This window comes from Pseudomonas sp. PS1(2021), from assembly GCF_020405165.1.
Taxonomy (GTDB): domain Bacteria; phylum Pseudomonadota; class Gammaproteobacteria; order Pseudomonadales; family Pseudomonadaceae; genus Pseudomonas; species Pseudomonas aeruginosa.
In genome coordinates, this window is record NZ_CP084484.1 from 6,763,864 (window position 1) to 6,788,282 (window position 24,419).

A 24,419-nucleotide genomic window follows, 5' to 3' on the forward strand; every position below is an offset into this window, starting at 1 on the left:
ATAGGCGGAAGTCTACCCCAGGGTGTCCTAGCGGGCGCGTGGAAGCAGCCGGAGCAGGGCGCCGACCGCCAGTTCGAGCTGTTCCGGATTGGCCCTGGCGGGGCTGAGGCCGGTGCTTACCATACCTTCCCAGAGAACGCGCTCCTCCAGGTCGACCAGGCGCACGCGCAATGTCCCGGTTTCGTCGCGCAGGCTGTGGATCGCCAGATAAGGCCCCATGCCGGAGGTGGGCGGAAGGTCGGGGCGGAATTCCAGCGGTGCGTCGCGTAGCGCCAGCCAGTAGTAGACGCGGAATTGCGGGGTAGCGCTCTCGTGGTAGCCGTGGGTCGCCAGTCCCTGGCGCAGCTCTGCGTTTATCAGCGGATAGCGGTTGCGGTAGGGCAGGGCGTCGACCGCCTGTTCCGGCGGCATCAACTGGAAACCTTGCAGGCCGGGCAGTCCGGCGCTGGCCGGATGGGTCACCCGGGCGCTGGGGATGTGGCTGGCGCAGGTGGCCAGGACGAGGCAGAGCAGGACGATGGCGAACAGGCGCATGGCGGCTCCCGTGGACGGCCGGCTTCTTGTTCTGCTGTGGGCGGCCCGACCGTGCCGGCATGCTGGCCGGCGGTCGGGGCGGACGTCAACCGATCAAATGGGCGGGATGATCAGGTCCAAACGCGGGTAGCCTTCCTCGCCCTCGCTGGCGCCCTTGGGCGGCATGTGGTGGGTCTGCACGAGCTGGTCGCCCTGTAGGGTCTCCAGGTGGATATCGAAGCCCCACAAGCGATGCAGGTGCTTGAGCACGTCGGCGGTGGAATCGCTCAGCGGCTGGCGGTCGAACTGCTGGTGGCGCAGGGTCAGCGAGCGGTCGCCGCGACGGTCGACGTTCCAGATCTGGATGTTCGGCTCGCGGTTGCCGAGGTTGTACTGCGCCGCCAGGGTCTCGCGGATGGTGCGGTAGCCGGCTTCGTCGTGGATCGCCGCGACCAGCAGGTCGTCCTTCTGGTCGTCGTCGAGAATGCTGAACAGCTTCAGGTCGCGAATCACCTTGGGCGAGAGGAACTGCAGGATGAAGCTTTCGTCCTTGAAGCTCTTCATGGCGAACTTCAGCGTGGCCAGCCAGTCGCTGCCGGCGATATCCGGGAACCAGCGGCGGTCCTCGTCGGTAGGTTCCTCGCAGATGCGGCGGATGTCGCGGTACATGGCGAAGCCCAGGGCGTAGGGGTTGATGCCGCTGTAGTAGGGGCTGTCGAAGGACGGCTGGTAGACCACGCTGGTGTGGTATTGCAGGAACTCCATCATGAAGCCGTCGTTGACCAGGCCTTCGTCGTAGAGGTCGTTGAGCAGCGTGTAGTGCCAGAAGGTCGCCCAGCCTTCGTTCATCACCTGGGTCTGGCGTTGCGGGTAGAAATACTGGGCGATCTTGCGCACGATGCGGATCACCTCGCGCTGCCAGGGCTCCAGAAGCGGCGCGTTCTTCTCGATGAAGTAGAGGATGTTCTCCTGCGGCTCGCTCGGATAGCGCGCCATGGATTGTTCCTTGTCCTTGCCGCCGACGCGCGGGATGGTCCGCCAGAGGTCGTTGACCTGGCGCTGGATCAGTTCCTCGCGCTCCTTCTGCCGCTGCCGCTCCTCTTCCGCGGAAATCGGGTAGGGACGCTTGTAGCGGTCGACACCGTAGTTCATCAGGGCGTGGCAGGAGTCGAGCAGGTCTTCCACCGCGTCGATCCCGTAGCGCTCCTCGCACTGCATGATGTACTGCTTGGCGAACACCAGGTAATCGATGATCGAACTGGCATCGGTCCAGGTGCGGAACAGGTAGTTGCCCTTGAAGAAACTGTTGTGCCCGTAGCAGGCGTGGGCGATCACCAGCGCCTGCATGCACTGGGTGTTTTCCTCCATCAGGTAGGCGATGCAGGGGTCGGAGTTGATCACGATCTCGTAGGCCAGGCCCATCTGGCCACGCTTGTAGTTCTTTTCCGTGCTGAGGAAGTGCTTGCCGTAGGACCAGTGGTTATAGCCGATCGGCATGCCCACCGAGGCGTAGGCGTCCATCATCTGCTCGGCGGTGATCACCTCGATCTGGTTCGGATAGGTATCCAGGGCATAGCGCTCGGCGATCCTGCTGATTTCCCGGTCGTACTGCTGGATCAGCTCGAAGGTCCATTCCGAGCCGGTGGCGATGGGCTGGCGCTTGCTCATGCGACGAGCCTCCTCTGGAACAGCTCGCGGAACACCGGGTAGATGTCCGATGCCGAGACGATCTGCTGCTGGGCGAAGCTGTCTTCGAAGGCTTCGCGCACGCGCTCGTACTCGAACCACAGGGCCTGGTGTTCGCGCGGGGTGATCTCGACGTAGGTGTAGTACTGGACGAACGGCATGATCTGCTTGAGGAGGATGTCCCGGCACACCGGCGAGTCGTCGTTCCAGTTGTCGCCGTCCGAGGCCTGGGCGGCGTAGATGTTCCACTCATGGGTCGGATAGCGCTCGGCCATGATCTCCTGCATCATCTTCAGCGCGCTGGAGACGATGGTGCCGCCGGTCTCGCGGGAGTAGAAGAACTCCTCCTCGTCGACCTCGCGGGCGCTGGTGTGGTGGCGGATGAACACCACTTCGATCTTCTCGTAGTTCCGCTTGAGGAACAGGTAGAGCAGGATGAAGAAGCGCTTGGCGATGTCCTTGGTCGCCTGGGTCATCGAGCCGGAGACGTCCATCAGGCAGAACATCACCGCCTTGGAGGTGGGGTTGGGCTGCTTGACCAGCAGGTTGTACTTGAGATCGAAGGTATCGAGGAACGGCACCCGGTCGATGCGCGCGCGGAGCTTGGCGATTTCCAGCTCGAGTTCCTGGATATCGCCGAGGTTGTCCGGCTCTTCGCGCTTGATCCGCTCCAGTTCCTTCAGCGCCGCGCGCAGCTTGGCCCGGCTGCCGCCGGACAGCGCGATGCGCCGCGCATGGGCCGAGCGCAGGGTGCGGACGATGTTGATGCGCGACGGGTTGCCGTCGTTGCTGATGCCGGCGCGGACGGTCTTGAAGGTGTCGGTGCCGGTGATGTGGCGCTTGACCAGGTTGGGCAGCTCCAGGTCCTCGAACATGAAGTCGAGGAATTCCTCCTGGGTGATCTGGAAGACGAAGTCGTCCATGCCTTCGCCGCTGTTGCTGGCCTTGCCGCCGCCGCGGCCGCCCCCGCCGCCGGATGGGCGGGCGATGTGCTCGCCGGCGGTGAATTCCTTGTTGCCGGGGTGGACGACGGTCTGCCGCCCGCCGCGGCCATGGTGCAGCACCGGTTCGTCGATATCGCGCCCGGGAATGCTGATCTGCTCGCCGTGCTCCATGTCGGTAATGGAGCGCCGGCTGACGGCCTCCTCGACGGCCTTCTTGATGTGTTCACGGTAGCGCCTCAGGAAGCGCTGGCGGTTCACCGTGCTCTTGTTCTTGCCGTTCAGACGCCGGTCGATGACGTAGCTCATGAATGCTCCTCAGGGCCTGTGGCGCCCCGCCGGAGCGGAGGCGCCGAGGTCCGAATGCGACGGCGACCGGTACGGTCGCAGCGACCGTACCGATGGCAGACTACTGCGACTTGCGAACCCGCAGGTACCATTCCGACAGCAGGCGGACCTGCTTCTCGGTGTAGCCGCGCTCGACCATGCGTTTGACGAAGTCGTTGTGCTTCTGCTGGTCCTCCTTGCTGGCCTTGGCGTTGAAGCTGATGACCGGAAGCAGGTCCTCGGTGTTGGAGAACATCTTCTTCTCGATCACTACGCGCAGCTTCTCGTAGGACAGCCAGCTCGGATTCTTGCCGTTGTTGCCGGCGCGGGCGCGCAGCACGAAGTTGACGATCTCGTTGCGGAAGTCCTTCGGGTTGCTGATGCCGGCGGGTTTCTCGATCTTCTCCAGTTCCTCGTTGAGGGCGGCGCGGTTGAGGATCTCGCCGGTTTCCGGGTCGCGGTATTCCTGGTCCTGGATCCAGAAGTCGGCGTACAGCACATAGCGGTCGAAGATGTTCTGACCGTATTCGCTGTAGGACTCCAGGTAGGCGGTCTGGATTTCCTTGCCGATGAACTCGACGTAGCGCGGCGCCAGGTATTCCTTGATGAAGCGCAGGTAGCGCTCGCGGGTTTCCGGCTGGAACTGTTCCTGCTCGATCTGCTGTTCGAGGACGTAGAGCAGGTGCACCGGGTTGGCCGCTACCTCGTGCGGGTCGAAGTTGAATACCTTGGAGAGGATCTTGAAGGCGAAGCGGGTGGAAAGCCCGGCCATGCCTTCGTCGACCCCGGCCGAGTCGCGGTATTCCTGGATCGACTTGGCCTTGGGATCGGTATCTTTCAGGTTTTCGCCGTCATATACCCGCATCTTCGAGTAGATATTCGAGTTTTCCGGCTCTTTCAGCCTCGACAGCACGGAGAACTGCGAGAGCATCTTCAGGGTGTCCGGCGCGCAGTGGGCATGCGCCAGCGAGCTGTTGACCAGCAACTTGTCGTAGATCTTGATCTCGTCCGCCACGCGCAGGCAGTACGGCACCTTGACGATGTAGATGCGGTCGATGAAGGCCTCGTTGTTCTTGTTGTTGCGGAAACTGTGCCATTCCGATTCGTTGGAGTGAGCCAGGATGATGCCGCTGTAGGGCAGGGCGCCGAGACCTTCGGTGCTGTTGTAGTTGCCTTCCTGGGTCGCGGTCAGCAGCGGGTGCAGGACCTTGATCGGGGCCTTGAACATCTCGACGAATTCCATCAGGCCCTGGTTGGCCCGGCAGAGGGCGCCCGAATAGCTGTAGGCGTCCGCGTCGTTCTGCGGGTATTCCTCCAGCTTGCGGATGTCGACCTTGCCGACCAGCGCGGATATGTCCTGGTTGTTCTCGTCGCCGGGCTCGGTCTTGGCGATGGCGATCTGGTTGAGGATCGAGGGGTACAGCTTGACCACGCGGAACTGGCTGATGTCGCCGCCGAACTCGTTGAGGCGCTTGGTTGCCCAGGGCGACATGATCGAGCGCAGGTAGCGCCTCGGGATGCCGTAGTCCTCCTCGAGGATGGCGCCGTCTTCGTCGGGGTTGAACAAGCCCAGCGGCGACTCGAAGACCGGTGAGCCCTTGATCGCGTAGAAGGGCACCTTCTCCATCAGTTGCTTGAGTTTTTCCGCCAGGGAGGATTTACCGCCGCCGACCGGGCCGAGCAGGTAAAGGATCTGCTTCTTCTCCTCCAGGCCCTGGGCCGCGTGGCGGAAGAACGCGACGATCTGGTCGATGCATTCCTCCATGCCGTGGAAGTCGGCGAACGCCGGGTAGCGGCGAATCACCTTGTTGGAGAAGATCCGCGACAGCCTGGAGTCCACCGAGGTGTCCAGCAACTCCGGCTCGCCGATCGCCATCAGCAGGCGCTCGGCGGCGGAGGCATAGGCTGTCTTGTCTTGCTTGCAGAGGTCGAGATATTCCTGGAGGGAATATTCCTCTTGACGGGTCGCTTCGAAGCGTTCCTGGAAGTGACTGAAAATGCTCATGACGTCTCCTCGCTCGATGCAGTGAGCCGGCGCGGGATCGGTCGTGCGGGTGCGGGGGGGCCGCCAGCCAGGCCGGCGAGAATCCCCCAGACTCCGTCGCTGCACGGTGCTTCCCTTTCCGCCAGCGCTCCTAACGGTCACAGCCGATGGCCCGGAAGCCGGTGTGCCGGCTCTCCCCTGTTTTGGATGGCCTGAGGAAAAGAATAGTTCGTTCTGGACGGAGTAAAGGAAGAAAGGCGAGAGAAGTTACAGTTTTTTTGGCGGGGTAGCGGCGCGGCCTACTCCGCTTCGCCGCTGCTGGTATCCGCGGGATAGACGCTGCGCCATAGCTCGAAGCCGCCGTCGAGGCTGTAGACGTCGCTGAAGCCCTGCTGGATGAAATAGGCGGCGGCGCTCTGGCTGGAGTTACCGTGGTAGCAGACCACCACCAGCGGAGCGTCGAGGTCGGCGGCGGCGATGAAGTCCGCCACCGAGTGGTTGTCGATGTGCCGCGAGCCGCTGATGTGGCCGACAGCGAAGCTCTGCGGGTCGCGGATGTCGACCACCTGGGCGCCGTTTTCGCGGAGCTGGCGGGCCTGTTCGGGGGCGATGCGCTGGAAGGTGTCGCTCATGTCGGGGTACCTGTGTACAGGGCGTCCACCGGACGCCGGGGATTCATGCGGGCGTGGCGGCGGGTCTGGCCGACGCGCGCTGTTCGGCGCAATCGCAGCTCAGGCGTTCGCCGCTGTCGACGTTCAGCAGGGTCATCCGCGCGCCCCAGACGCAGCCGGTGTCCAGGGCGAACAGGCCGGGCTCGTCGCAGTGGCCTTCGAGGGCCGCCCAGTGGCCGAAGATGATCTTCTCACCGCGGGTCTTGCGCGAAGGGAAGCTGAACCAGGGGGCGTAGCCGGGCGGCGCGGTGTCGAGGCCTTCCTTGCTCTTCAGGTCGAGCTTGCCATCTTCGGTGCAGAAACGCATGCGGGTGAAGTAGTTGGTGATCACCCTCAGGCGGTCGATGCCATGCAGCTTCTTGTCCCACTTGGCCGGCTCGTTGCCGTACATGCCGTCGAGGAACAGCGGCAGGCGCTGGTCGTCGCGCAATGCTTGCTCCACCTCGGCTGCGCGCAGGCGGGCTTTTTCCAGGCTCCACTGCGGGGGGATGCCGGCATGCACCAGGGCGACCTTGCGTTGTTCGTCGTAGTGCAGCAGCGGCAGGCGACGCAGCCAGTCGAGCAGTGGCTCGCGGTCCGGCGCCTCGAGGATTTCCCGCAGCGTGTCGGACTTCTTCAGGCGCTCGGACTTGTGCGCCACCGCCAGCAGGTGCAGGTCGTGGTTGCCCAGGACGCTGACCACCGACTCGCGCATGGCATAGAGGAAGCGCAGCGTCTCCAGGGACTGCGGGCCGCGGTTGACCAGGTCGCCGACCAGCCACAGGCGGTCCTTGGCCGGGTCGAAGGCGACGCGCTCCAGCAGGCATTTCAGGGGATCCAGGCAACCCTGCAGGTCGCCTACCGCGTAGACCGCCATCAGTGCAGCGCTCCCGGTACGGCCAGGCGAAACACCGGGATCGTGGCGTCGAAGGCGATTCCGTCGCTGCCGAGCATCTGGTAGCTGCCGCGCATGCTGCCGACCCGGGTCGCCAGCACCGTGCCGCTGGTGTAGGTGTGTTGCGCGCCGGGAGCGATCAGCGGTTGCTCGCCGACCACGCCGGCGCCGCGAACTTCCTGGGTACGGCCGTCGCCGTCGGTGATGATCCAGTGGCGCGACAGCAGTTGGGCCGGAACCTCGCCCTGGTTCTCGATGGTCACCGTGTAGGCGAAGGCGAAACGGTTCTGCTCCGGGGCGGACTGTTCCGGAAGGTAGCGGGTGTCGACCCTGACGTTGACCTGGTGCTGGGTATCGCTCATACGGCTTGCCTGATTCCTGACGAGTGTCTCACCAGACTAACGATTGCCTGGCAGCTCGGCCAGCCGGTTGGCCAGGCGGACGAATGCGGCCAGGTCGAGTTGTTCGGGACGGAGGGTCGGATCGACCTCTGCGGCCTCGATGTCCTCGACGCTCAGGAGAGGCTTGAGGGTATTGCGCAGGGTCTTGCGGCGCTGGTTGAAGGCCTCGCGGACCACCCGCTCGAGCAGTTTCGGATCGCGTGCCGGATGGGGCGGCTCGGCGAAGGGGGTGAGACGGACGATGGCCGAGTCGACCTTGGGCGGCGGGTTGAACGCGCCGGGGCCGACGTTGAACAGGTGCTCCACCCGACAGTGATACTGGACCATGATCGAAAGCCGGCCCCAGTCCCCGCCGCCCGGCGTGGCCGCCAGGCGCTCGACCACTTCCTTCTGCAGCATGAAGTGCATGTCCTCGATCACCGGCGCGTACTCCAGCAGATGGAAGATCAGTGGCGTGGAGATGTTGTAGGGCAGGTTGCCGACCACTCGCAGCTTCTCGCCGCTCTCCACCAGCGAGGCGAAATCGAACTTGAGGGCGTCGCCCTGGTGCAGGCTGAAGCGCGACTCGAGGCCGAATTTCAGCTTCAACAGGGGGATCAGGTCCTGGTCGAGCTCGATCACGTCCAGGCGTGCGCCGCTGCCCAGCAGTCCCTCGGTCAGGGCGCCCTGGCCCGGGCCGATCTCCAGCAGGCGCTGACCCTCGCGGGCATGGATGGCACGGAGGATGCGGTGAATCACCCCGGCATCGTGCAGGAAGTTCTGGCCGAAGCGCTTGCGCGCGCGGTGTTGGTAAAGCTCGGACATTGGAAACGGTTCCAGGCTGCGGGCCCCAGGCCAAGGCGGGAGGCGCGGATGCGAAAGGGCGCCATTTTAACAGCGAAGCGTCGGGCCGGCAGGGCTAAACGATGGCCGACCGCCGTCAGCAGCGGCTGGCCGCCATCTGGTAGGCGGTTTCCAGGGCGACCTGCAGGCTGCCGCTATCGATGCGGCCGCTTCCGGCCAGGTCGAGCGCGGTACCGTGGTCGACAGAGGTGCGGATGATCGGCAGGCCGAGGGTCACGTTCACGGCGGCACCGAAGCCCTTGTACTTGAGCACGGGGAGACCCTGGTCGTGGTACATCGCCAGCACCGCGTCGCAATGCTCCAGGTGCTTGGGAGTGAACAGGGTGTCGGCCGGCAGCGGGCCGACCAGGTCGAGGCCTTCGCCACGCAGGCGCTCGAGGCAGGGTTCGATCACCTCGATCTCTTCCCGGCCCAGGTGACCGCCTTCGCCGGCGTGCGGGTTGAGTCCGCAGACCAGGATGCGCGGATGGGCGATGCCGAACTTGTCGCGCAGGTCGGCGTGGAGGATGCGCGCGACCCGGGACAGGCGCTCGTCGCTAATGGCGTCGGCGACCTCGCGCAGCGGCAGGTGGGTGGTCGCCAGGGCCACGCGCAGGCCGCGAGTGGCCAGCATCATCACCACCTGGGCGGTGTGGGTGAGGTCGGCGAGGAATTCGGTATGGCCGGAAAAGGGGATGCCGGCTTCGTTGATCACGCCCTTGTGCACCGGTGCGGTGATCATCCCGGCGAAGTGCCCGTCGAGGCAGCCCTGGCCGGAGCGGGTCAGGGTTTCCAGGACGTAGGCGGCGTTGGCTCGGTCCAATTGCCCGGGCCGGACCGGGGCGGCCAGGGGCGTATCCCATATGTACAGTTGGCCGGCCTTGGCCGGTCGCTCTGGCCAGGCGGCCGGGGAAACGTCCTTGAGGTCGATCGCCAGGCCCAGTTGGCCGGCGCGCTCTTGCAGGAGCGTGCGGCTGGCGATGGCGATCAGGGGGTGGGGCTGGGCGGAGCGGGCGAGCAGCAGGCACAGATCGGGTCCGATACCTGCCGGCTCGCCTGGAGTGAGCGCGAAGCGCAGGCTCACTGCTTGATTTCCACGTAGGCCTCGTCGCGGATCTGCCGCAGCCAGGCTTGCAGTTCCTCGTCGTACTTGCGGTTGCGCAGTACGCTTACCGCCTGCTGCTCGCGGAACTTCTCGCTGCTGTCGGTGGCGCGACGGCCGAGGACCTGCAGGATGTGCCAGCCGAACTGCGAGCGGAACGGCTTGGACAGCTCGCCCTGCGGGGTATCGTTCATCACCTGACGGAACTCGGGCACCAGGGCTTCCGGATCGATCCAGTTCAGGTCGCCGCCGTTGAGGGCGGAACCCGGATCTTCGGAGAAGCTCTTCGCCAGTTCGCCGAAGTCTTCCCCGGACTGGATGCGCTCGTACAGCTTCTGCGCCAGCTTCTCGGTCTCCGCTTCGCTGCGGATCTCGCTGGGCTTGAGCAGGATATGGCGGACATGCACCTCGTCACGGACCATCTTGCTGCCGCCGCGCTTCTCTTCCAGCTTGAGGATGATGAAGCCGCCGGGGGTGCGGACAGGCTCGGTGACGTCGCCGACGGCCAGGGAGCCGATCATGCTGTCGAACGGCTGCGGCAACTGGGCAGCCTTGCGCCAGCCGATCTCGCCGCCTTCCAGGGCGTTGTCGCCGGCCGAGCGGGAAATCGCCAGTTGGCCGAAGTCGGCGCCCTGCTTGAGCTGCTGGTAGAGCTCCTGGGCCTGCCTTGCGGCGGCCTGGATCACGTCCGAGGACGCGGCTTCCGGCACCGGGATCAGGATATTGGCCAGGCGGTACTCTTCGGAAAGCTGGATCTTGCCCATGTCCGAGGCAAGGAAGTTCTTCACCTCCTGCTCGCTGACCTGGATGCGCTCGGCGACCCGGCGCTGACGCACACGGCTGATCACCATCTCGCGACGGACTTGCTCGCGGGCGTCGGCGTAGGACAGGCCGTCGCGGGTGAGGGCGGCCTGGAACTGCTCCAGGCTCATGCCGTTGCGCTGGGCGATGGTGCCCATCGCCTGGTTCAGCTCCTCGTCGGAGATACGGATGCCGGAGCGGTCGCCGATCTGCTGCTGGATGTTCTCGATGATCAGGCGTTCCAGCACCTGCTGGGTCAGCACGTGCTCGGGCGGCAGCGGCGCGCCGCGCTTGAGCAGCGTCTGGTGCACTTCACGCAGGCGCTGGTCGAGCTGGCTCTGCATGATCACATCGTTGTCGACGATGGCGACGACCCGGTCCAGTGGTACCACTTCGGCATGCGCGAAGGAGCAAAGGAGTGCTGCGCCCAATGCAAGGGGGCGCAGCCGATTACATAGCTTGATCTTCACGTTGACGATAACCTTGGATGCCTTTGTCGAGGAACGTTTCCGTCTTGTTGCCTACGATGCCGCCGAGGCCCTTCAGGACGATCTGCAGGAAGACGCCGCGGTCGGCCTTTGCGTTCTGCGTAAGGAAGGCATCGTCGTCCACATCCAGCCAATAACGGTTGATCAGACGCAGCTTCCAGCAGCAGCTGTCGTATTCGAAGCCACCGAAGGCTTCGAGGGTGCGGTTCTTGTTGTAGTCGTACTGCCAGCGGGCGAGCACGGACCACTGCGGCACCATCGGCCAGATGACCGAGAAGTCGTGCTGTTTGATGATGTCGTCCTCGCGGCCGTACATGAACCGTCCCGTGGAGCTGTTGAAGCGGCGAGCATCTTCGCGGTAGCGATAGCCAGCATTGACCACCTTGTTTGGATTGTCTTCTGGCTGATAGTGGAACATGGCGCTGCCAGATTCTGTACGACTGGTGTTGGGATTCCAGTTGAAGTCGGAGCTGACCCTCCAGTCGCGGTTGAAGCGGTATTGCCCCATCAGTGCATATGGAGAACGCCAGCTATCGGTATCCGGATCTTTCAGATCAGGATTGGTCGCACGCAGACGATCCAAATCTTTTTCGGTCAGGCCGGGCAGTTGTACACGACGATCACGGAAGTAGTAAATCTGTCCAGCACTCAAGCTGGCGCGCTCGAATCCATTGGGTTCGATGAAGCGGGTAGTCACGCCGAGCGACAATTGGTTGGCGTCTCCGATACGGTCACGGCCGGAGAACCGATTCTCTCGCCAGAGGGAGTCATAGCTGAACGACGGTTCGCTGGTGTCGAATACTGGAATATTGTCCTGGTCCTTGTACGGAACGTACAGATACATCGCTCTTGGTTCCAGGGTTTGCCGAAACTGCGTGCCGGCAAAGGTCATATCACGGTCAAAATACAGGCCACTGTCAACCTTGGCCAACGGAAGCGAGCGATCCTGACTGCTATCGAATGTTTCGTCATATGCAGTAAGGGTTTGCTTGCCCTGGCTGTCCAGATCCAGATCGTACTTCGTATAGAGGAACTTCAGGGTCGGGGTCAGATAACCCCAACTCCGGGTCATCGGCAGACTCATGCCGGGTTCCAGGTGTGCCCGGTCGCCATTGGCCCGGGCCAGACCCTTCAGGTTGTTGTCGACACGGGGTACTCGGGAACCGATAGGGTCGTTCTCGTCCGCGATGTAGTATCCGTCATCGAGGTCTCTGTCGAAGCGGACGAATTCGGTTTTGTAGTCGAATTTCAGGCCGCCCGGATTGTATGGCAAGAAACCGTCGAAGGTGACCTGCGGCAGACGGTTGTAAGGCGTCACGTCGGTGGTGGTCGCCAGTTGATAACCTTGCAGGTTCAGGCGACCGGTAAAGGTATCGCCCCGGTAGGTCACGCTGCCGCGCTGATTGACATAGGTGGTACTGCCTACACCCAGGTCAGTATCCAGGTCCTGGAAGTAATAGGGATCGCTGATCCGCGTGTAGTCGACCTCGGCCAGCCAGCGCGAATCGAGGCCGGTGGTGTTCTTGAGGCCGTACAGCCAGCGGTCCTTGCTGTAGTCCGGGAAGTTCTCGCGGTGATCGTCCTTGTCGTTCAGGTAGGCGGCGTTGACGGTGCCTTCGCTGCTGTGGGTCAGGTAGCGGAACTCGCCTTCCAGCATCATGCCGCGCTTGGCCATGTAGCGCGGGTACAACGTGGCGTCGTAGTTCGGCGCCAGGTTGAAGTAGTACGGGGTGACCAGGGTGAAGCCGGTGTCGCTGGTGCTGCTGAAGCTCGGCGGCAGGAAGCCGGACTGGCGGCGGTCGTCGATCGGGAAATAGATGTACGGGGTGTAGAACACCGGGAAATCTTTGACCCGGAGGGTCGCGTTGGTCGCGGTGCCGAAGCCGGTGGCCGGGTTCAGCTTGACGTTGTTGCCCTTCAGAGTCCAGGCGTTGCTGCTCGGTTCGCAGCGGGTGTAGGTGCCATCCTTGAGCATGATGATGGCGTTCTCGCTGCGCTTGGCGTAGAGCGCGCTGCCGCGGGCATGGGCCTTGTGGATCACGTACTCGGCGTTGTCGACCTGGGCCTCGCCGTTGTCCAGCTGGACCTGGGCGTGGTCACCGACCACCAGCATGCCCTTGTCGCGCAGCTTGACGTTGCCGACCAGTTCGCCGCGGTTTTCCAGCTGATGCAGGTTGGCCTCGTCGCCTTCCACCTGCATGCTGCCCTGGCGCAGGACCACGTCACCGGCGAGGGTGGCGATCTGTTTTTCCTGCTCGTAGCGCGAAGCCTTGGCGGATACGTAGGTCGGGCTCTCGTCGCTGGGCGCGCCGTCATCCATGCCCGGACGCACCGGCTCGATGTAGGAGCCGCCGCAATAGGGGCCGATTTCCGCCAACTGGGCGGCGGTCAGTTTTTCCCGAGGAATCCAGTCGAGGTGCGAGTAGTCCGCACTGCGGGACTTCAGCGCGCGACCGCCGGACTCGGTGACCAGGCGCTGGGTCGGCTCTGCCTCGACGGCTTCGCCTCCGCTGCCGGATACACTGGTGCCCGCCGCGGCGGTGCTGACCGAGGTCGCGGTATGCGCCGGGCGCGGTGGCAGGTTGGCATTGGCGTTCTGCAGCGGGGAGCAATCCCAGCCGCCGGTGGCCGATACCTTGCAGTCGAACTGATCGGCGGCCTGTACAGTCAATGCTGCGACCGGCTGCAGAGCCAGCAGGCTGCCGGTGACCAGCAGGGGAAACTTTCTTCGAAACACGAGGGATTTCACTGCCATCTTGTTAATCCGGGCTTCCTGCGCGCCATCGGCCCGGTGGGCCGCACGCCTCTCGATGGGCTGAAAGTCGGGTGGGAACCAGCCATTACTGGCTGATCCCCCCCTAAGAACCGTACGTGCACCTTTCAGCGCTTACGGCTCAGGCCTATCCAAAACCCCCAAGGGGGCCGGTTTGCTCACATGCAGACCACGTGCGTGGAGCTGTTGGTGACAAATGGGGTGCAATAGTACCCGGTTCTCCAGGGAGTCTCCACCGCCTTGTGAGCGGTAGATAATGTGGTGATCGTGCCACCCGGTTTCCCTGGATATCGGCTGTTTGCATAGCGCGCATAACCCACTTTGGCTGGTGAATAGACTGGCGATTTGCTTCCGGTACTTCAGCTTGTTCAGCATCCGTTCCATGCGCAGTTTTTCGCCTGCCGCCTCCATGGTCGGGTCGTAGGGGTTGTATTCCCCACTTATCTTTTTGTGCCGCTCGATCGGTGTCCCAGCAAGCTGGTACAACTCGACTTCCCGTTTTGTTCCGTTCGCTTCCAGAACCGTGGTGGCGAACACCCATCCGCGTTCCCCTTGTGGACGGAAATACTTCTTCCGTATCCAGTCCAGGGACTTGTTTGGATGCCGCCTTTTGGCCCAGCGCCAGAGCTTAACAAACGCCCTGTTATCCATCCGGCTATACGCCTGTTTGGCCACTACTGGCTGATGGTAAAGCGCCCACCCCCGCAGGATCGGATTTAGCAGTCGGATCAAATCCTCTTGCTTACTCGTCTTGTGGGTGTCGATCACCTCTCTGACCTTGCCGTAGAACGCCTTGACGTTCTTCTTGCTCGGCTTGATCAACAACGTTCCGTCGTACTTTCGGAAGTTCCATCCAAGGAAGTCGAAGCCTTCGTCGATGTGGACGATGCGGGTTTTCTTGGGAGAAAGCCGCAGCCCGCGTACCGCCAGGAACTGCTCTACCCAGGGTTTGACCTCGTTCTCCAGTACCTCCGGGGAGGAGCCAGTGATCACGAAATCATCCGCGTAACGCACCACGTTGATCTTCAGCTTCTTCGCCCTCGTCACCCCCAAATGTTGCTTGAGGAGTGATTCCAGCCCATCCAGCGCCAGATTTGCCAAGGTTGGGGAGATGATCCCCCCTTGTGGCGTACCTGCATCCGTTGCGTGCAACTGCCCTCGGTGTACAACACCGGCCTTTAACCATTGCCGGAGTACTCGTGTATCCGTGGGGACATTCCTTATCAGCCAGTCATGGTTGATGTTGTCGAAGAACCCTTCGATGTCCGCGTCCAGCACCCATTGAGCGGAAGCTCGTTTGGATAGGCATACGAACAACTGCGCCATCGCGTCCGCCGTGGAGCGTTCGATCCTGAAGCCGTAGCTATTCGGATCGCCCCGAGTTTCTGCGACAGGAGACAGCGCCAGCAGATATAGCGCCTGCATGGCTCTATCCGTCATGGTCGGGATACCCAGAGGGCGTTCCCGGCCATCCGACTTCGGAATAAAGACGCGCCGTAGGGGCCGCGCCTTGTATCCCCGCGTCTTCAACTGACCAACCGCTTCCCATTTCGCGTTGGGTGTATCCCAGAGTTGCTTGTCGACTCCCGTCGTGCGGCTCCCCTGATTTTCCGTGACTCTCCGTACGGCCAAGTATCTGGCCGACTTCGAGCGGGTCAGCATCCGTTGCAAGGCTTTCACCCTGCGCCATTTGCCTTCCCGACAAGCCTTCGCAATCCGCACCTGCATTCCCCGGACGTTCCGCTGGACACGACTCCAATCGACGTCGTGCCATTGCTGTGGAGCGCCGGAAAGCGCAGGCCCGGCCTGTTGGCTGAGCTCTTTCATGCTGCTTTCCTCTCAAGTGAACTACCCGAGCGGAAGGTGCACGCCGCCCCTGACGGGGTGGGGGCACCCGCCAGGGTAGGTTTGTTAAGGGCCGATGGAAGCAGGCCCTGGGTTGATTGAGACGGTCTCTGTCAGAGCTGTTGCGACGGAAGACCACGCAGAAGTCTGCCCGGTTTCCCGTGGGGTGATGTCTCAACCCCTATCCAGACCATTACAGCCCGGCATTCGCTTTCTCTGCGATCCCATACCCGCACCACCAACAGTTCGCCTTGCGGCTCCCCTGCCCAGAGGGCGGCGATACGGGCTTACCACGTTCCCTATCTGTCACACGACTGGGTTAGGACTCGCCTTTTCACCGGTGGTCTTGAAGGCGACGTATCCCCACATCCCACGGAGATAACCGACCACATACCTTTTGGTTCATGCCTGACAGCAGTTTTGGCATGGCTATCCTTACGGTGTTTATCAGCGATTCACATGTGTTGCCCATACCAGCCAGCCTGGTGCCTCAACCCGGTACTGCTCCGAGCATCTGCAGTCTGCCTCGCGGAAGGACTGCACCCTGGATAGGGGGCTACGTTGTCGGACGAGCTTCGCACAACGCCGTTACCAGCGATGCACGTCGTCGTAGGCTACCGTTGGTCGCACAACGAGTCCGCTACCGCACCCTGATGGGCGTGGTTGGACAATGACAGACAGAGCTTCCGCCCATGTCTCCAGTTTGATGTGAGCAGGTACTGCGGGCGCAGCGTGCTCTCGGGGAAGGTTTCCTCCTGTTTTGAGGCAGGAGGAACCCCAGCGGGGATTCTCTCCCGCAAGGGTTAGGCCACAAGGGCCGGGGTTAGTGCTTGGAGGGCGGTCGTTTGAGGTAGCTTTTGATCCTCGGCCAATCCGCCCAGGCTGCCATCCCTAAACAGACGAGAAGCAAACCGGTGAGCATGATTATGCCGAAGGTATCTTGGCTCATCTCATTCATAACACCCTCCATTGGGCATGCACTCCAGAACCGAAAAGAGCCGGTTCGCAGTCGCGCTTCCGAGTGCTAGGCGACCTTGGGGTTGCCACCGCCGCTGCGGCAAGTCCTTGAAGGCAATGGACTTCTGGGTGGGTTTTGGTTCCTGGGGATGGATACCCAAGCGTGCGATTTCCTCTCGGAAATCCTCCAAGCTGGCCCTACAGCTTGGAGTCGGAGACACGCTACGCGTGTCGCACAAGATGCTGGATAATAAAGCATGACCTGCGCAACGGCTAGGGCCGTGGAGAACCCCGTAAATGTCTGATGATGCCCGTTTCCAGCAGCTGAATCGCTGGTTGGACTCTTGTTTGCCCGAGTTGTTCGTTGCCGAAGGTTGGGGGGAAGTGCCCCCCGCCGAACTGATCCCGGCCAGTAGCGACGCCAGCTTCCGTCGTTATTTCCGCTGGCAGGGAGGGGACCGCAGCCTGGTGGTGATGGACGCGCCGCCGCCCCAGGAAGACTGCCGACCGTTCGTCAAGGTCGCCGGACTGCTCGCCGGAGCCGGCGTGCATGTGCCGAGGATTCTCGCCCAGGATCTGGAGAACGGTTTCCTGCTGCTCAGTGACCTGGGCCGGCAGACCTACCTCGACGTGCTTCATCCCGGGAATGCCGACGAGCTGTTCGAACCGGCCCTGGATGCGCTGATCGCCTTCCAGAAGGTCGATGTCGCCGGTGTCCTGCCTGCCTACGACGAAGCGGTGCTGCGCCGCGAGCTGCAGCTGTTCCCCGACTGGTACCTGGCCCGCCACCTCGGCGTGGAGCTGGAGGGCGAGACGCTGGCCCGCTGGAAACGGATCTGCGACCTGCTGGTACGCAGCGCGCTGGAGCAACCGCGGGTGTTCGTCCATCGCGACTATATGCCGCGCAATCTGATGCTCAGCGAGCCCAACCCGGGCGTCCTCGACTTCCAGGACGCCCTGCACGGCCCGGTCACCTACGATGTCACCTGCCTGTACAAGGACGCCTTCGTCAGTTGGCCGGAGCCGCGCGTGCATGCCGCGCTGAACCGTTACTGGAAGAAGGCGACCTGGGCCGGCATCCCGCTGCCGCCAAGCTTCGAAGACTTCCTCCGTGCCAGCGACCTGATGGGCGTGCAGCGCCACCTGAAGGTGATTGGCATCTTCGCCCGTATCTGTCACCGCGACGGCAAGCCGCGCTACCTGGGTGACGTGCCGCGCTTCTTCCGTTATCTGGAAACCGCCGTGGCGCGCCGTCCCGAGCTGGCCGAACTGGGCGAGCTGCTGGCCTCGCTGCCGCAGGGAGCCGAGGCATGAAGGCGATGATCCTCGCCGCCGGGCGTGGCGAGCGCATGCGGCCGACCACCCTGCACACGCCCAAGCCGCTGATCGAGGCCGCCGGCGTGCCATTGATCGAGCGTCAGTTGCTGGCGCTGCGCCAGGCCGGAGTCGACGACTGGGTGATCAACCATGCCTGGCTTGGCGAGCAGATCGAGGCCTATCTCGGCGACGGTTCGCGCCTGGGCGGGCGGATCGCCTATTCCCCGGAGGGTGAACCGCTGGAAACCGGTGGCGGAATCTTCCGCGCCCTGCCGTTGCTCGGCGAGCAGCCGTTCCTGTTGCTCAACGGCGATGTCTGGAGCGACTTCGACTACTCTCGGCTGCATCTTGCCGACGGCGACCTGGCGCATCTGGTGCTGGTCGACAACCCGGCGCACCATCCCGCCGGCGATTTCCACCTGGATGCCGGCGGACGGGTGGGCGAGACCCGCGAAGCGGGCGGCAACCTGACCTACAGCGGGATCGCCGTACTGCATCCCGCGCTGTTCGAGGGCTGCCAGCCGGGCGCCTTCAAGCTGGCGCCGCTATTGCGCAAGGCCATCGCCGCGGGGCGGGTCAGCGGCGAACACCATCGTGGGCAGTGGGTCGACGTCGGTACCCACGAGCGCCTGGCGGAAGTCGAGCGATTGCTGGCGGAGCACGCCTGAGATGCTCTGGCCCGCTACGCTGATCGGAGCCGGAGCCGGCTGGGCCCTGGCCAGCATCCCCGGCGCCCTGCTCGGCGGCTTGCTGGGGCAACTGCTGGACCGCAGGTTGCGCCTGGAGTCCTGGCGCGGCCTGCTGGCGCGCTTGCGCGGGCGGGCGGTGAACGATGAGGACGACCTGCTGTTCCAGTTGCTCGGCTATCTGGCCAAGAGCGGCGGGCGGGTGGAGGAGATGCATATCCGCCAGGCGCGCGAGGAGATGGCGTTGCGCAAGCTCGATAGGCGAGCCCAGCGGCGTGCCATCGCGTCCTTCGGCAAGGGCAAGGCCGGCATCGCCCATCTGCAGGCGGAGGTCGCGCGTCTGAAGGGCGAACGTGCGGAGGCAGTATTGCTCGCCTGCTGGCGGATGGCCTGGGCTGGCGGCGTGCTCAGCCAGTCGGCGCGACAACTGGTGTTGCAATGGGGGCGCTGGCTGGGTTGGTCGGCGGAGCGAACGGAACGCTTGTCGGCGCGGGTCATGCCGAAGCGGACGCGCGCTGTCGCCCGGGATAGCTACCGTGAGGCCCTGCTGCTGCTCGGCGTGGAGGCCGGAAGCGAGCCGGCGCTGATCAAACGCGCCTATCGCAAGCTGATCAGCCAGCACCATCCGGACAAACTGGCGGGAGCCGGCGCCAGCGTCGAGCGCGTGCGTGCGGCTACCGAGAAAACCCGTGAATTGCAGGCGGCCTACGCCCTGGTCCGAGAGCGTGAGGGGTTCCGCTGATCACTCCGCAGGTTTCTGCGCATCGGCCTGCAGGTGAAGGCTGAGCCAGCCGCGGATTCGTCGGTACAGTTGCTCCTGCTCCGCCTTGGGGTCGGCCGGTAGCGCCTGCATCGCGATTTGTACGTAGGCCGGGTGTTTCTGCCGCTTGCCGGCCTGCATGCGCAGCCTGGCCGCCTCGCGGTCGGCGCGGGCGTCGCGGTAATAGAAGTCGCCGGTCGCCAGTTTCAGCTTCGGCACCATATCTTCCAGCGCCGGGCGAAAATCGCGCGGTACCTCCGCGGCAACCAGCAGCAGGTTGTGGATTTCCGCAGGCTCCTTCTCCGCCAGGTAGCGTGCCGCCCAATAGGCGCCCGTGCCATGACCGAGCAGGACGACGCTTTTCGGTTCGTGCTGCAGGGCCAGGTCGATGCTCGCCTGCAGGCGCGCCATGACCCGTTCGGCGTGCGCCTTGCGCTGCTCGACCGGATCGATGGCTGGGGGAGGGGCCTGGTCCTCGCTCTGCGCCGGTTCGCCGCTGCCGGCTTGGGCGGTGCTTTCCGGCGCCGGCGCGTTGCCGCTTTCTCCTTTCACGTCAGGCTTGCTTGCGCTGTCCGCGGCGCTGGCGTCCTTGTCGGCGCTGGCGCTGGCAGCGGATTCCGCGGGGCGGGTAACCGGCGCGGTGCTCTGCGGGTCGGGCAGGGCCAGGCTCAGGGTCTGCCAGCCGGCATCCGGCAGTTTGCGCCTTAGCGGGCCGATGGCTTGCGGCCAGTCCGGACTTTCGCCATCACCGGGAACCAGGATCACTACACCTTCGGCCTCGGCGGTGTTGGCTGGCAACCAGAGGGTGAGGAAGCTTTCGTCGCCGGCCTTGAGGATCTGCTGGCCGTCCTCCGGCAACTGGCGCTCCAGCCCCTTGGCCTCGTCCTGGCTGCGCTCGCTGACCGCCGGGCGTTCCACGGGGGCCGGCGGCTGGTCCTTGGCGGCCTCCTCTTCGGCATGAACGAAAGCCGGCGGCAGGAAAGCGGCGGCCAATAGCAGCGGCAGCAGGGCGGAGGGCTTCGGCAGTAGAGAGAAGGCCGGCATTGGAAATTCCCGATAGACAATCCAGAAGGCAGCCTAAACCCAGAGCACTTCTTTGTCAGGCCGAGCCTTCGCATGGTTCGCCGGTCGCGCTCGCGGTAAGGTATGCCCGCTTTTCCTTCCGTTGCGGTGTATTCCGTGGAGTGTCGCCGGCATGTTGCGTCGTTGCTGTCTGCTCTTCTTCTGTCTGCTGTTGAGCCTGCCCGTGCGAGCGGAGGAGTCGGTCGCCTTGCCGCTGACGGCGGAGCTACGGACCTGGCTGGCGGAGCATCGGGAATTGCGCGTCGGGGTGGTCACCGAAGCGCCCTATGCCCAGTACGACCGCCGCCTGCAACAGTATTCCGGGGCCAACGTGGAGCTGATGGGCTGGCTGGCCACGGCAATGCAGGTGACCTTGCGGTGGCAGGGCTATCCCGACCAGGCGGCGCTCGACGATGCCCTGCGCGCTGGGCGCGTGGATATCGCTCCCGGCCTCAGCCAGACCCCAGCCGGGCTGCGCTTGTGGCTGTTCTCCGATCCCTACCTGCGGGTTTCCCGGCTGGTGGTGGGGAAGCGCGATGGCAGCGGCAGCGTCGAATTGGAGCAACTGGAGCGCGATACCCGGGTTGCCGTGCGGGCCGGCAGTTCGGTAGCCGACTACCTCAGCAGCACCTATAGCGGCCTGCAATGGGGGGCGGCCGATTCCGAACGCGAGGTGCTGCGCGCCGTGCTCGCCGGACAGGCACGCTACGCGGTGATCGACGAAGCGCAACTCAGCCGCCTGACTCGCGAGCCGGAGTTCGCCGAGCTAGCGGTGGTTGGCGACATCGGCTACCCGCAACTGCTACGGGTGGCGACCCGTCGCGACTGGCCGGAACTGGCGATGGTGGTCGACCAGGCGTTGCGCTCGCTGCCGCGCAAGTCCCTGGACCAGTTGCACGAGCGCTGGTTGCAACCCAAGTATCCGCGCCTCGGCGAGTCGCCGGGGTTCTGGCAGAACCTGTCGATCCTCCTCGGCCTGCTGCTGGCCGGCGCGCTGGCGGCGGTGTTCCTCCAGCGGCGCCAGCAGCATGCGCTGGAAGCCCGGCTGTACGGCGCCCGCCGCGACCTGGAGCTGCGCCAGGCGGCCGAGGAGGCGCTGCGCCTGACCCAGTTCTCCATCGACAACAGCACCCTGGGCATCCTCTGGGTCAACTGGGACAGCCGCGTACGCTACGCCAACCGCGCCGCCGAACAGATGCTCGGCCATGCCGACGGCCAACTCGTGGACCGTCCGCTGGCCGACTTCGAGCCCGGCCTGGACATGGACCGCTGGTTGAATCTATGGCGTCGTGCGCGCAATAGCGAGGAGGGCCCGCTCAGCTTCGAGACCCGCTGCCTGCGCGCCGACGGCAGTTGGCTGCCGGCCGACGTCTCGCTTAGCTTCCTGCGCTTCGGCACGTCCGAGTATCTGGTGGTGTTCCTCAGCGACGTCACCGAGCGCCGCCGTGCCCGCGAGGCATTGCAGGAAAGCGAGGCGCGGATGAAGGGCATCGCCTCCAACGTGCCGGGCATGGTCTTCCGCCTGGAGCGCCCGCGGGCCGGCGCGTTTTCCGACTTCGCCTATATCAGCGAGGGCAGCGAGGCGCTGGTCGGCTACAGCGCTCGCGAACTGATCGAGAGCGGCCGCGGCATTCGTGGCCTGGTCCATCCCGACGACCGCGAGCGCTACTGGTCGAGCCAGATGGCTGCCCTCGACGAGAATCGCGACTGGCATTGGCAGGGCCGCATCCTCACCCGCCAGGGCGAATTGCGCTGGGCCGACATCAAGGCTTCGGCGCGCTGTTTCGAGGATGGTCGCGCGGTCTGGGACGGGGTGGTCTGGGACATCACCGCGAACAAGCAGATCGAACTCGAACTCGGCGAGTCGCGCGCCCAGCTCCGCGAGCTGTCGGCGCACCTGGAGTCGGTGCGGGAGGAGGAGAAGGCGCGTATCGCCCGCGAGGTCCATGATGAGCTGGGCCAGGTGCTGACGGTGCTGAAGCTGGAAACCTCGATGTGCGAGCTGGCCTATGCCGATGCCCAGGAGGGCCTGCGCGAACGCCTGGGCAACATGAAAAAGCTGATCGCCCAGTTGTTCCAGCTGGTGCGCGACGTGGCTACCGCACTGCGCCCGCCGATCCTCGACGCCGGAATCGGCTCGGCGGTGGAGTGGCAGGCGCGGCGCTTCGAGGCGCGCACGCAAATTCCCTGCCTGGTGGAGGTGCCGGAGAACTCGCCGCAGTTGGTCGACGCCAAGGCTATCGGCCTGTTCCGCATCCTCCAGGAGGCGTTGACCAATGTCATGCGGCATGCCGAGGCGCATACTGTGCAACTGCGTCTGCTGCGCGAGGGCGACGAGCTGTGCCTGAGCGTCAGCGACGACGGTCGCGGGTTCGATGTTGCCACGGTGGGGCGTGGCAGTTCCTTCGGCCTGGTCGGCATGCGCGAGCGGGTGCTGATGATGGGCGGTACGCTGGACATCGACAGTGCCCCCGGCGAGGGCACCACGCTCAGCGTGAGGATTCCGCTGGGCGTCGCGGGCCCGTGACAAGAACAACCGCCGGCAAGGCGGAACAGCGTGAGGCAGCAAAGAGTGGTGATCCGAGTCCTGGTCGCTGAAGACCACACGATCGTCAGGGAAGGCATCAAGCAACTGATTGGCATGGCCAAGGACCTGCAGGTGGTCGGCGAGGCCACCAATGGCGAGCAGTTGCTGGAAACCCTGCGCGGAACGCCTTGCGAGGTGGTCCTGCTGGATATCTCCATGCCCGGCGTCAATGGCCTCGAGGCGATTCCGCGGATTCGCGCGCTGAACGAGCCGCCGGCGATCCTGGTGTTGTCGATGCACGACGAGGCGCAGATGGCCGCCCGCGCCCTGAAGATAGGTGCTGCCGGCTATGCCACCAAGGACAGCGATCCGGCATTGCTGCTCACCGCGATCCGCAGGGTCGCCGGCGGCGGACGCTACATCGACCCGGACCTTGCCGATCGGATGGTCTTCGAGGTCGGCCTGACCGATTCGCGTCCGCCCCATGCGCTGCTTTCCGAGCGCGAGTTCTCGGTGTTCGAGCGGCTGGTGCAGGGCGCCAACGTCAACGAGATCGCCCAGCAACTGGCGGTCAGCAACAAGACCATCAGTACCCACAAGGCACGCCTGATGCAGAAGCTCAACGCGCATTCGGTAGCCGACCTGGTGCGCTACGCGATGGAGCACCGCCTGCTCTGACAGGGGCGTTCGCCCAGGTTTTGCTCGCGGCTTGTGCGCCAGGTCCGGTTTTCGCGATCTGCTGTCTACCTGGCTTCCGCGCGGCAGGGAATGATGCTTGCCGGCCAACACGATAAGGAGAAGAAACGATGTTGCCAGCCATGAGGACGGGCCTGTTGTGCGCCCTTCTCGGAGTTACCGCGCCCGCGTGGGCGGAATACGTGACCGTGATTTCCTTCGGCGGCGCCAACAAGGAAGCCCAGGAAACCGCGTTCTACAAACCCTTCAAGAGCGCCACCGGCAATCGCGTGGTGCATGGCTCCTACAATGGCGACCTGGCCAAGCTCAAGCGCATGGTGGAGATCAGCCACGTCTCCTGGGACGTGGTGGAAGTCGAGGCGCCGGAGCTGGCGCGCGGTTGCGAGGAAGGTCTGTTCGAGAAGCTGGACATGGCGAAGGTCGGCGATCCCGCGGATTTCGTTCCCGGCGCGGTGCAGCCCTGCGGAGTCGGCATCTTCGTCTGGACCACGCTGCTTGCCTACAACCCCGGCAAGGTTGCGGGCAGCCCGCAGGGCTGGGCGGATTTCTGGGACGTGAAGAAGTTTCCCGGCAAGCGCGGCCTGCGCTGGGGCGCCAAGTACAGCCTGGAGTTCGCCCTGATGGCCGATGGCGTGGCGCCGAAGGACGTCTACCAGACGCTGGCGACGCCCGCCGGTGTCGAGCGGGCGTTCCGCAAGCTCGACGAGCTGAAGCCCTATATCCATTGGTGGAAGTCCGGGCAGGACCCTGTGCGCGACCTGGCTGATGGCACGGTGGTGATGAGTTCGGCCTACAACGGGCGGATCGCCGCGGCGCAGGCCGAGAAGCAGCGCCTGGCAATGGTCTGGAGCGGCGGCGTCTACGATTTCGACTTCTGGGCGCTGCCGGTCGGGGTTTGGAAGAAGCAGTTGGCCGAGGAGTTCATCCGTTTCGCCAGCCAGCCGGAGCAGCAGAAGGCTTTCGCCGAGAACATCGCCTACGGCCCGGCCAACCGCAAGGCGGTAGGCCTGCTCGATCCGCAAGTGGCTGCCAACCTGCCGACCGCACCGCAGAACATGCAGAACGCGGTGGGTATGAACGTGGCCTTCTGGGCGGAGCACGGCGAGGCCCTGGAGCAGCGTTTCCAGAACTGGGCCAAGCGCTGAGGAGGCCGTTGCGCGCCAGCCGGAGAGCGCTGGCGCGCAAA

19 protein-coding genes are annotated in these 24,419 nt (G+C 64.3%); 6 read left to right on the forward strand and 13 right to left on the reverse strand.

Going from position 1 to position 24,419, the window contains the following annotated elements:
• Nucleotides 1-27: 27 nt before the first annotated feature.
• The 12 genes from LE197_RS32050 to ltrA form a co-directional block, all read right to left on the reverse strand.
• A complete protein-coding gene (locus LE197_RS32050) occupies nucleotides 28-534 on the reverse strand; it encodes a DUF4136 domain-containing protein (RefSeq protein WP_016252919.1) in 507 nt (168 codons plus the stop codon).
• Between the two features lie 93 nt (nucleotides 535-627).
• Nucleotides 628-2,181, reverse strand: a complete 1,554-nt coding sequence (locus LE197_RS32055) for a SpoVR family protein (protein ID WP_003099581.1) — start codon at nucleotides 2,179-2,181, stop codon at nucleotides 628-630.
• Nucleotides 2,178-3,449: a YeaH/YhbH family protein gene (locus LE197_RS32060; RefSeq protein WP_003099579.1), complete on the reverse strand. Its 1,272-nt coding sequence runs from the start codon at nucleotides 3,447-3,449 to the stop codon at nucleotides 2,178-2,180. The genes LE197_RS32055 and LE197_RS32060 overlap by 4 nt, the downstream gene beginning before the upstream one ends.
• A 100-nt stretch (nucleotides 3,450-3,549) precedes the next feature.
• On the reverse strand, nucleotides 3,550-5,472 hold the full coding sequence (locus tag LE197_RS32065; RefSeq protein ID WP_003085078.1) for a PrkA family serine protein kinase: 1,923 nt from the start codon (nucleotides 5,470-5,472) through the stop codon (nucleotides 3,550-3,552).
• 278 nt (nucleotides 5,473-5,750) lie between these two features.
• On the reverse strand, nucleotides 5,751-6,083 hold the full coding sequence (gene glpE / locus LE197_RS32070) for a thiosulfate sulfurtransferase GlpE (protein WP_003099577.1): 333 nt from the start codon (nucleotides 6,081-6,083) through the stop codon (nucleotides 5,751-5,753).
• A 43-nt stretch (nucleotides 6,084-6,126) separates the two neighbouring features.
• Nucleotides 6,127-6,978 carry a symmetrical bis(5'-nucleosyl)-tetraphosphatase gene (locus tag LE197_RS32075; RefSeq protein ID WP_003121837.1) on the reverse strand — a complete coding sequence of 284 codons (852 nt, stop codon included), beginning with the start codon at nucleotides 6,976-6,978 and terminating at the stop codon, nucleotides 6,127-6,129.
• Nucleotides 6,978-7,358 (reverse strand): Co2+/Mg2+ efflux protein ApaG, encoded by a 381-nt coding sequence (gene apaG / locus LE197_RS32080; protein WP_003121838.1) that lies wholly within the window; start codon nucleotides 7,356-7,358, stop codon nucleotides 6,978-6,980. The genes LE197_RS32075 and apaG overlap by 1 nt, the downstream gene beginning before the upstream one ends.
• Nucleotides 7,359-7,394: 36 nt before the next feature.
• A complete protein-coding gene (gene rsmA / locus LE197_RS32085; protein ID WP_003161932.1) occupies nucleotides 7,395-8,201 on the reverse strand; it encodes a 16S rRNA (adenine(1518)-N(6)/adenine(1519)-N(6))-dimethyltransferase RsmA in 807 nt (268 codons plus the stop codon).
• Nucleotides 8,202-8,316: 115 nt separating this feature from the next.
• On the reverse strand, nucleotides 8,317-9,303 hold the full coding sequence (gene pdxA / locus LE197_RS32090) for a 4-hydroxythreonine-4-phosphate dehydrogenase PdxA (protein ID WP_042929844.1): 987 nt from the start codon (nucleotides 9,301-9,303) through the stop codon (nucleotides 8,317-8,319).
• Entirely contained in the window at nucleotides 9,300-10,592 is a 1,293-nt protein-coding gene (locus LE197_RS32095) for a peptidylprolyl isomerase (RefSeq protein ID WP_003109024.1), read from the reverse strand. The genes pdxA and LE197_RS32095 overlap by 4 nt, the downstream gene beginning before the upstream one ends.
• Entirely contained in the window at nucleotides 10,573-13,365 is a 2,793-nt protein-coding gene (gene lptD, locus LE197_RS32100) for an LPS-assembly protein LptD (protein ID WP_042929843.1), read from the reverse strand. Before lptD ends, LE197_RS32095 begins: the two co-directional genes overlap by 20 nt.
• 132 nt (nucleotides 13,366-13,497) lie before the next feature.
• On the reverse strand, nucleotides 13,498-15,210 hold the full coding sequence (gene ltrA / locus LE197_RS32105; protein ID WP_031687873.1) for a group II intron reverse transcriptase/maturase: 1,713 nt from the start codon (nucleotides 15,208-15,210) through the stop codon (nucleotides 13,498-13,500).
• A 1,272-nt stretch (nucleotides 15,211-16,482) separates the two neighbouring features.
• Here ltrA and LE197_RS32110 point away from each other — a divergent pair.
• From LE197_RS32110 to LE197_RS32120, 3 genes are read left to right on the forward strand one after another with little or no spacing between them, the layout of a single operon-like run.
• Nucleotides 16,483-17,499, forward strand: coding sequence for an aminoglycoside phosphotransferase family protein (locus tag LE197_RS32110; protein ID WP_003099554.1), 1,017 nt, complete (start codon nucleotides 16,483-16,485; stop codon nucleotides 17,497-17,499).
• Nucleotides 17,496-18,170 (forward strand): N-acetylmuramate alpha-1-phosphate uridylyltransferase MurU, encoded by a 675-nt coding sequence (gene murU, locus LE197_RS32115; RefSeq protein ID WP_003099549.1) that lies wholly within the window; start codon nucleotides 17,496-17,498, stop codon nucleotides 18,168-18,170. The genes LE197_RS32110 and murU overlap by 4 nt, the downstream gene beginning before the upstream one ends.
• A 1-nt stretch (nucleotide 18,171) precedes the next feature.
• Nucleotides 18,172-18,930: a DnaJ domain-containing protein gene (locus tag LE197_RS32120; protein ID WP_003099547.1), complete on the forward strand. Its 759-nt coding sequence runs from the start codon at nucleotides 18,172-18,174 to the stop codon at nucleotides 18,928-18,930.
• Here LE197_RS32120 and LE197_RS32125 read toward each other — a convergent pair whose 3' ends face one another.
• Nucleotides 18,931-19,992 (reverse strand): alpha/beta hydrolase family protein, encoded by a 1,062-nt coding sequence (locus LE197_RS32125; protein ID WP_012613533.1) that lies wholly within the window; start codon nucleotides 19,990-19,992, stop codon nucleotides 18,931-18,933.
• 151 nt (nucleotides 19,993-20,143) lie between these two features.
• On the opposite strand from LE197_RS32125, the gene LE197_RS32130 reads away from it, so the two are divergent.
• The 3 genes from LE197_RS32130 to LE197_RS32140 all read left to right on the forward strand — a co-directional run bounded on the left by LE197_RS32130 (nucleotide 20,144) and on the right by LE197_RS32140 (nucleotide 24,378).
• A complete protein-coding gene (locus LE197_RS32130; protein WP_009875783.1) occupies nucleotides 20,144-22,537 on the forward strand; it encodes a PAS domain S-box protein in 2,394 nt (797 codons plus the stop codon).
• Between the two features lie 45 nt (nucleotides 22,538-22,582).
• Nucleotides 22,583-23,215 carry a response regulator transcription factor gene (locus LE197_RS32135; RefSeq protein ID WP_003085103.1) on the forward strand — a complete coding sequence of 211 codons (633 nt, stop codon included), beginning with the start codon at nucleotides 22,583-22,585 and terminating at the stop codon, nucleotides 23,213-23,215.
• Between the two features lie 128 nt (nucleotides 23,216-23,343).
• Nucleotides 23,344-24,378, forward strand: a complete 1,035-nt coding sequence (locus LE197_RS32140; RefSeq protein ID WP_003085106.1) for a polyamine ABC transporter substrate-binding protein — start codon at nucleotides 23,344-23,346, stop codon at nucleotides 24,376-24,378.
• The last annotated feature ends 41 nt before the right edge of the window (nucleotides 24,379-24,419 follow it).

Bases quoted from the DNA above. Each gene is read 5' to 3' on its own strand.
- LE197_RS32050 (WP_016252919.1), bottom strand. From the start codon at position 534: ATGCGCCTGTTCGCCATCGTCCTGCTCTGCCTCGTCCTGGCCACCTGC.
- LE197_RS32055 (WP_003099581.1), bottom strand. From the start codon at position 2,181: ATGAGCAAGCGCCAGCCCATCGCCACCGGCTCGGAATGGACCTTCGAG.
- LE197_RS32060 (WP_003099579.1), bottom strand. From the start codon at position 3,449: ATGAGCTACGTCATCGACCGGCGTCTGAACGGCAAGAACAAGAGCACG.
- LE197_RS32065 (WP_003085078.1), bottom strand. From the start codon at position 5,472: ATGAGCATTTTCAGTCACTTCCAGGAACGCTTCGAAGCGACCCGTCAA.
- glpE (WP_003099577.1), bottom strand. From the start codon at position 6,083: ATGAGCGACACCTTCCAGCGCATCGCCCCCGAACAGGCCCGCCAGCTC.
- LE197_RS32075 (WP_003121837.1), bottom strand. From the start codon at position 6,978: ATGGCGGTCTACGCGGTAGGCGACCTGCAGGGTTGCCTGGATCCCCTG.
- apaG (WP_003121838.1), bottom strand. From the start codon at position 7,358: ATGAGCGATACCCAGCACCAGGTCAACGTCAGGGTCGACACCCGCTAC.
- rsmA (WP_003161932.1), bottom strand. From the start codon at position 8,201: ATGTCCGAGCTTTACCAACACCGCGCGCGCAAGCGCTTCGGCCAGAAC.
- lptD (WP_042929843.1), bottom strand. From the start codon at position 13,365: ATGGCAGTGAAATCCCTCGTGTTTCGAAGAAAGTTTCCCCTGCTGGTC.
- ltrA (WP_031687873.1), bottom strand. From the start codon at position 15,210: ATGAAAGAGCTCAGCCAACAGGCCGGGCCTGCGCTTTCCGGCGCTCCA.
- LE197_RS32110 (WP_003099554.1), top strand. From the start codon at position 16,483: ATGTCTGATGATGCCCGTTTCCAGCAGCTGAATCGCTGGTTGGACTCT.
- murU (WP_003099549.1), top strand. From the start codon at position 17,496: ATGAAGGCGATGATCCTCGCCGCCGGGCGTGGCGAGCGCATGCGGCCG.
- LE197_RS32120 (WP_003099547.1), top strand. From the start codon at position 18,172: ATGCTCTGGCCCGCTACGCTGATCGGAGCCGGAGCCGGCTGGGCCCTG.
- LE197_RS32125 (WP_012613533.1), bottom strand. From the start codon at position 19,992: ATGCCGGCCTTCTCTCTACTGCCGAAGCCCTCCGCCCTGCTGCCGCTG.
- LE197_RS32130 (WP_009875783.1), top strand. From the start codon at position 20,144: ATGTTGCGTCGTTGCTGTCTGCTCTTCTTCTGTCTGCTGTTGAGCCTG.
- LE197_RS32140 (WP_003085106.1), top strand. From the start codon at position 23,344: ATGTTGCCAGCCATGAGGACGGGCCTGTTGTGCGCCCTTCTCGGAGTT.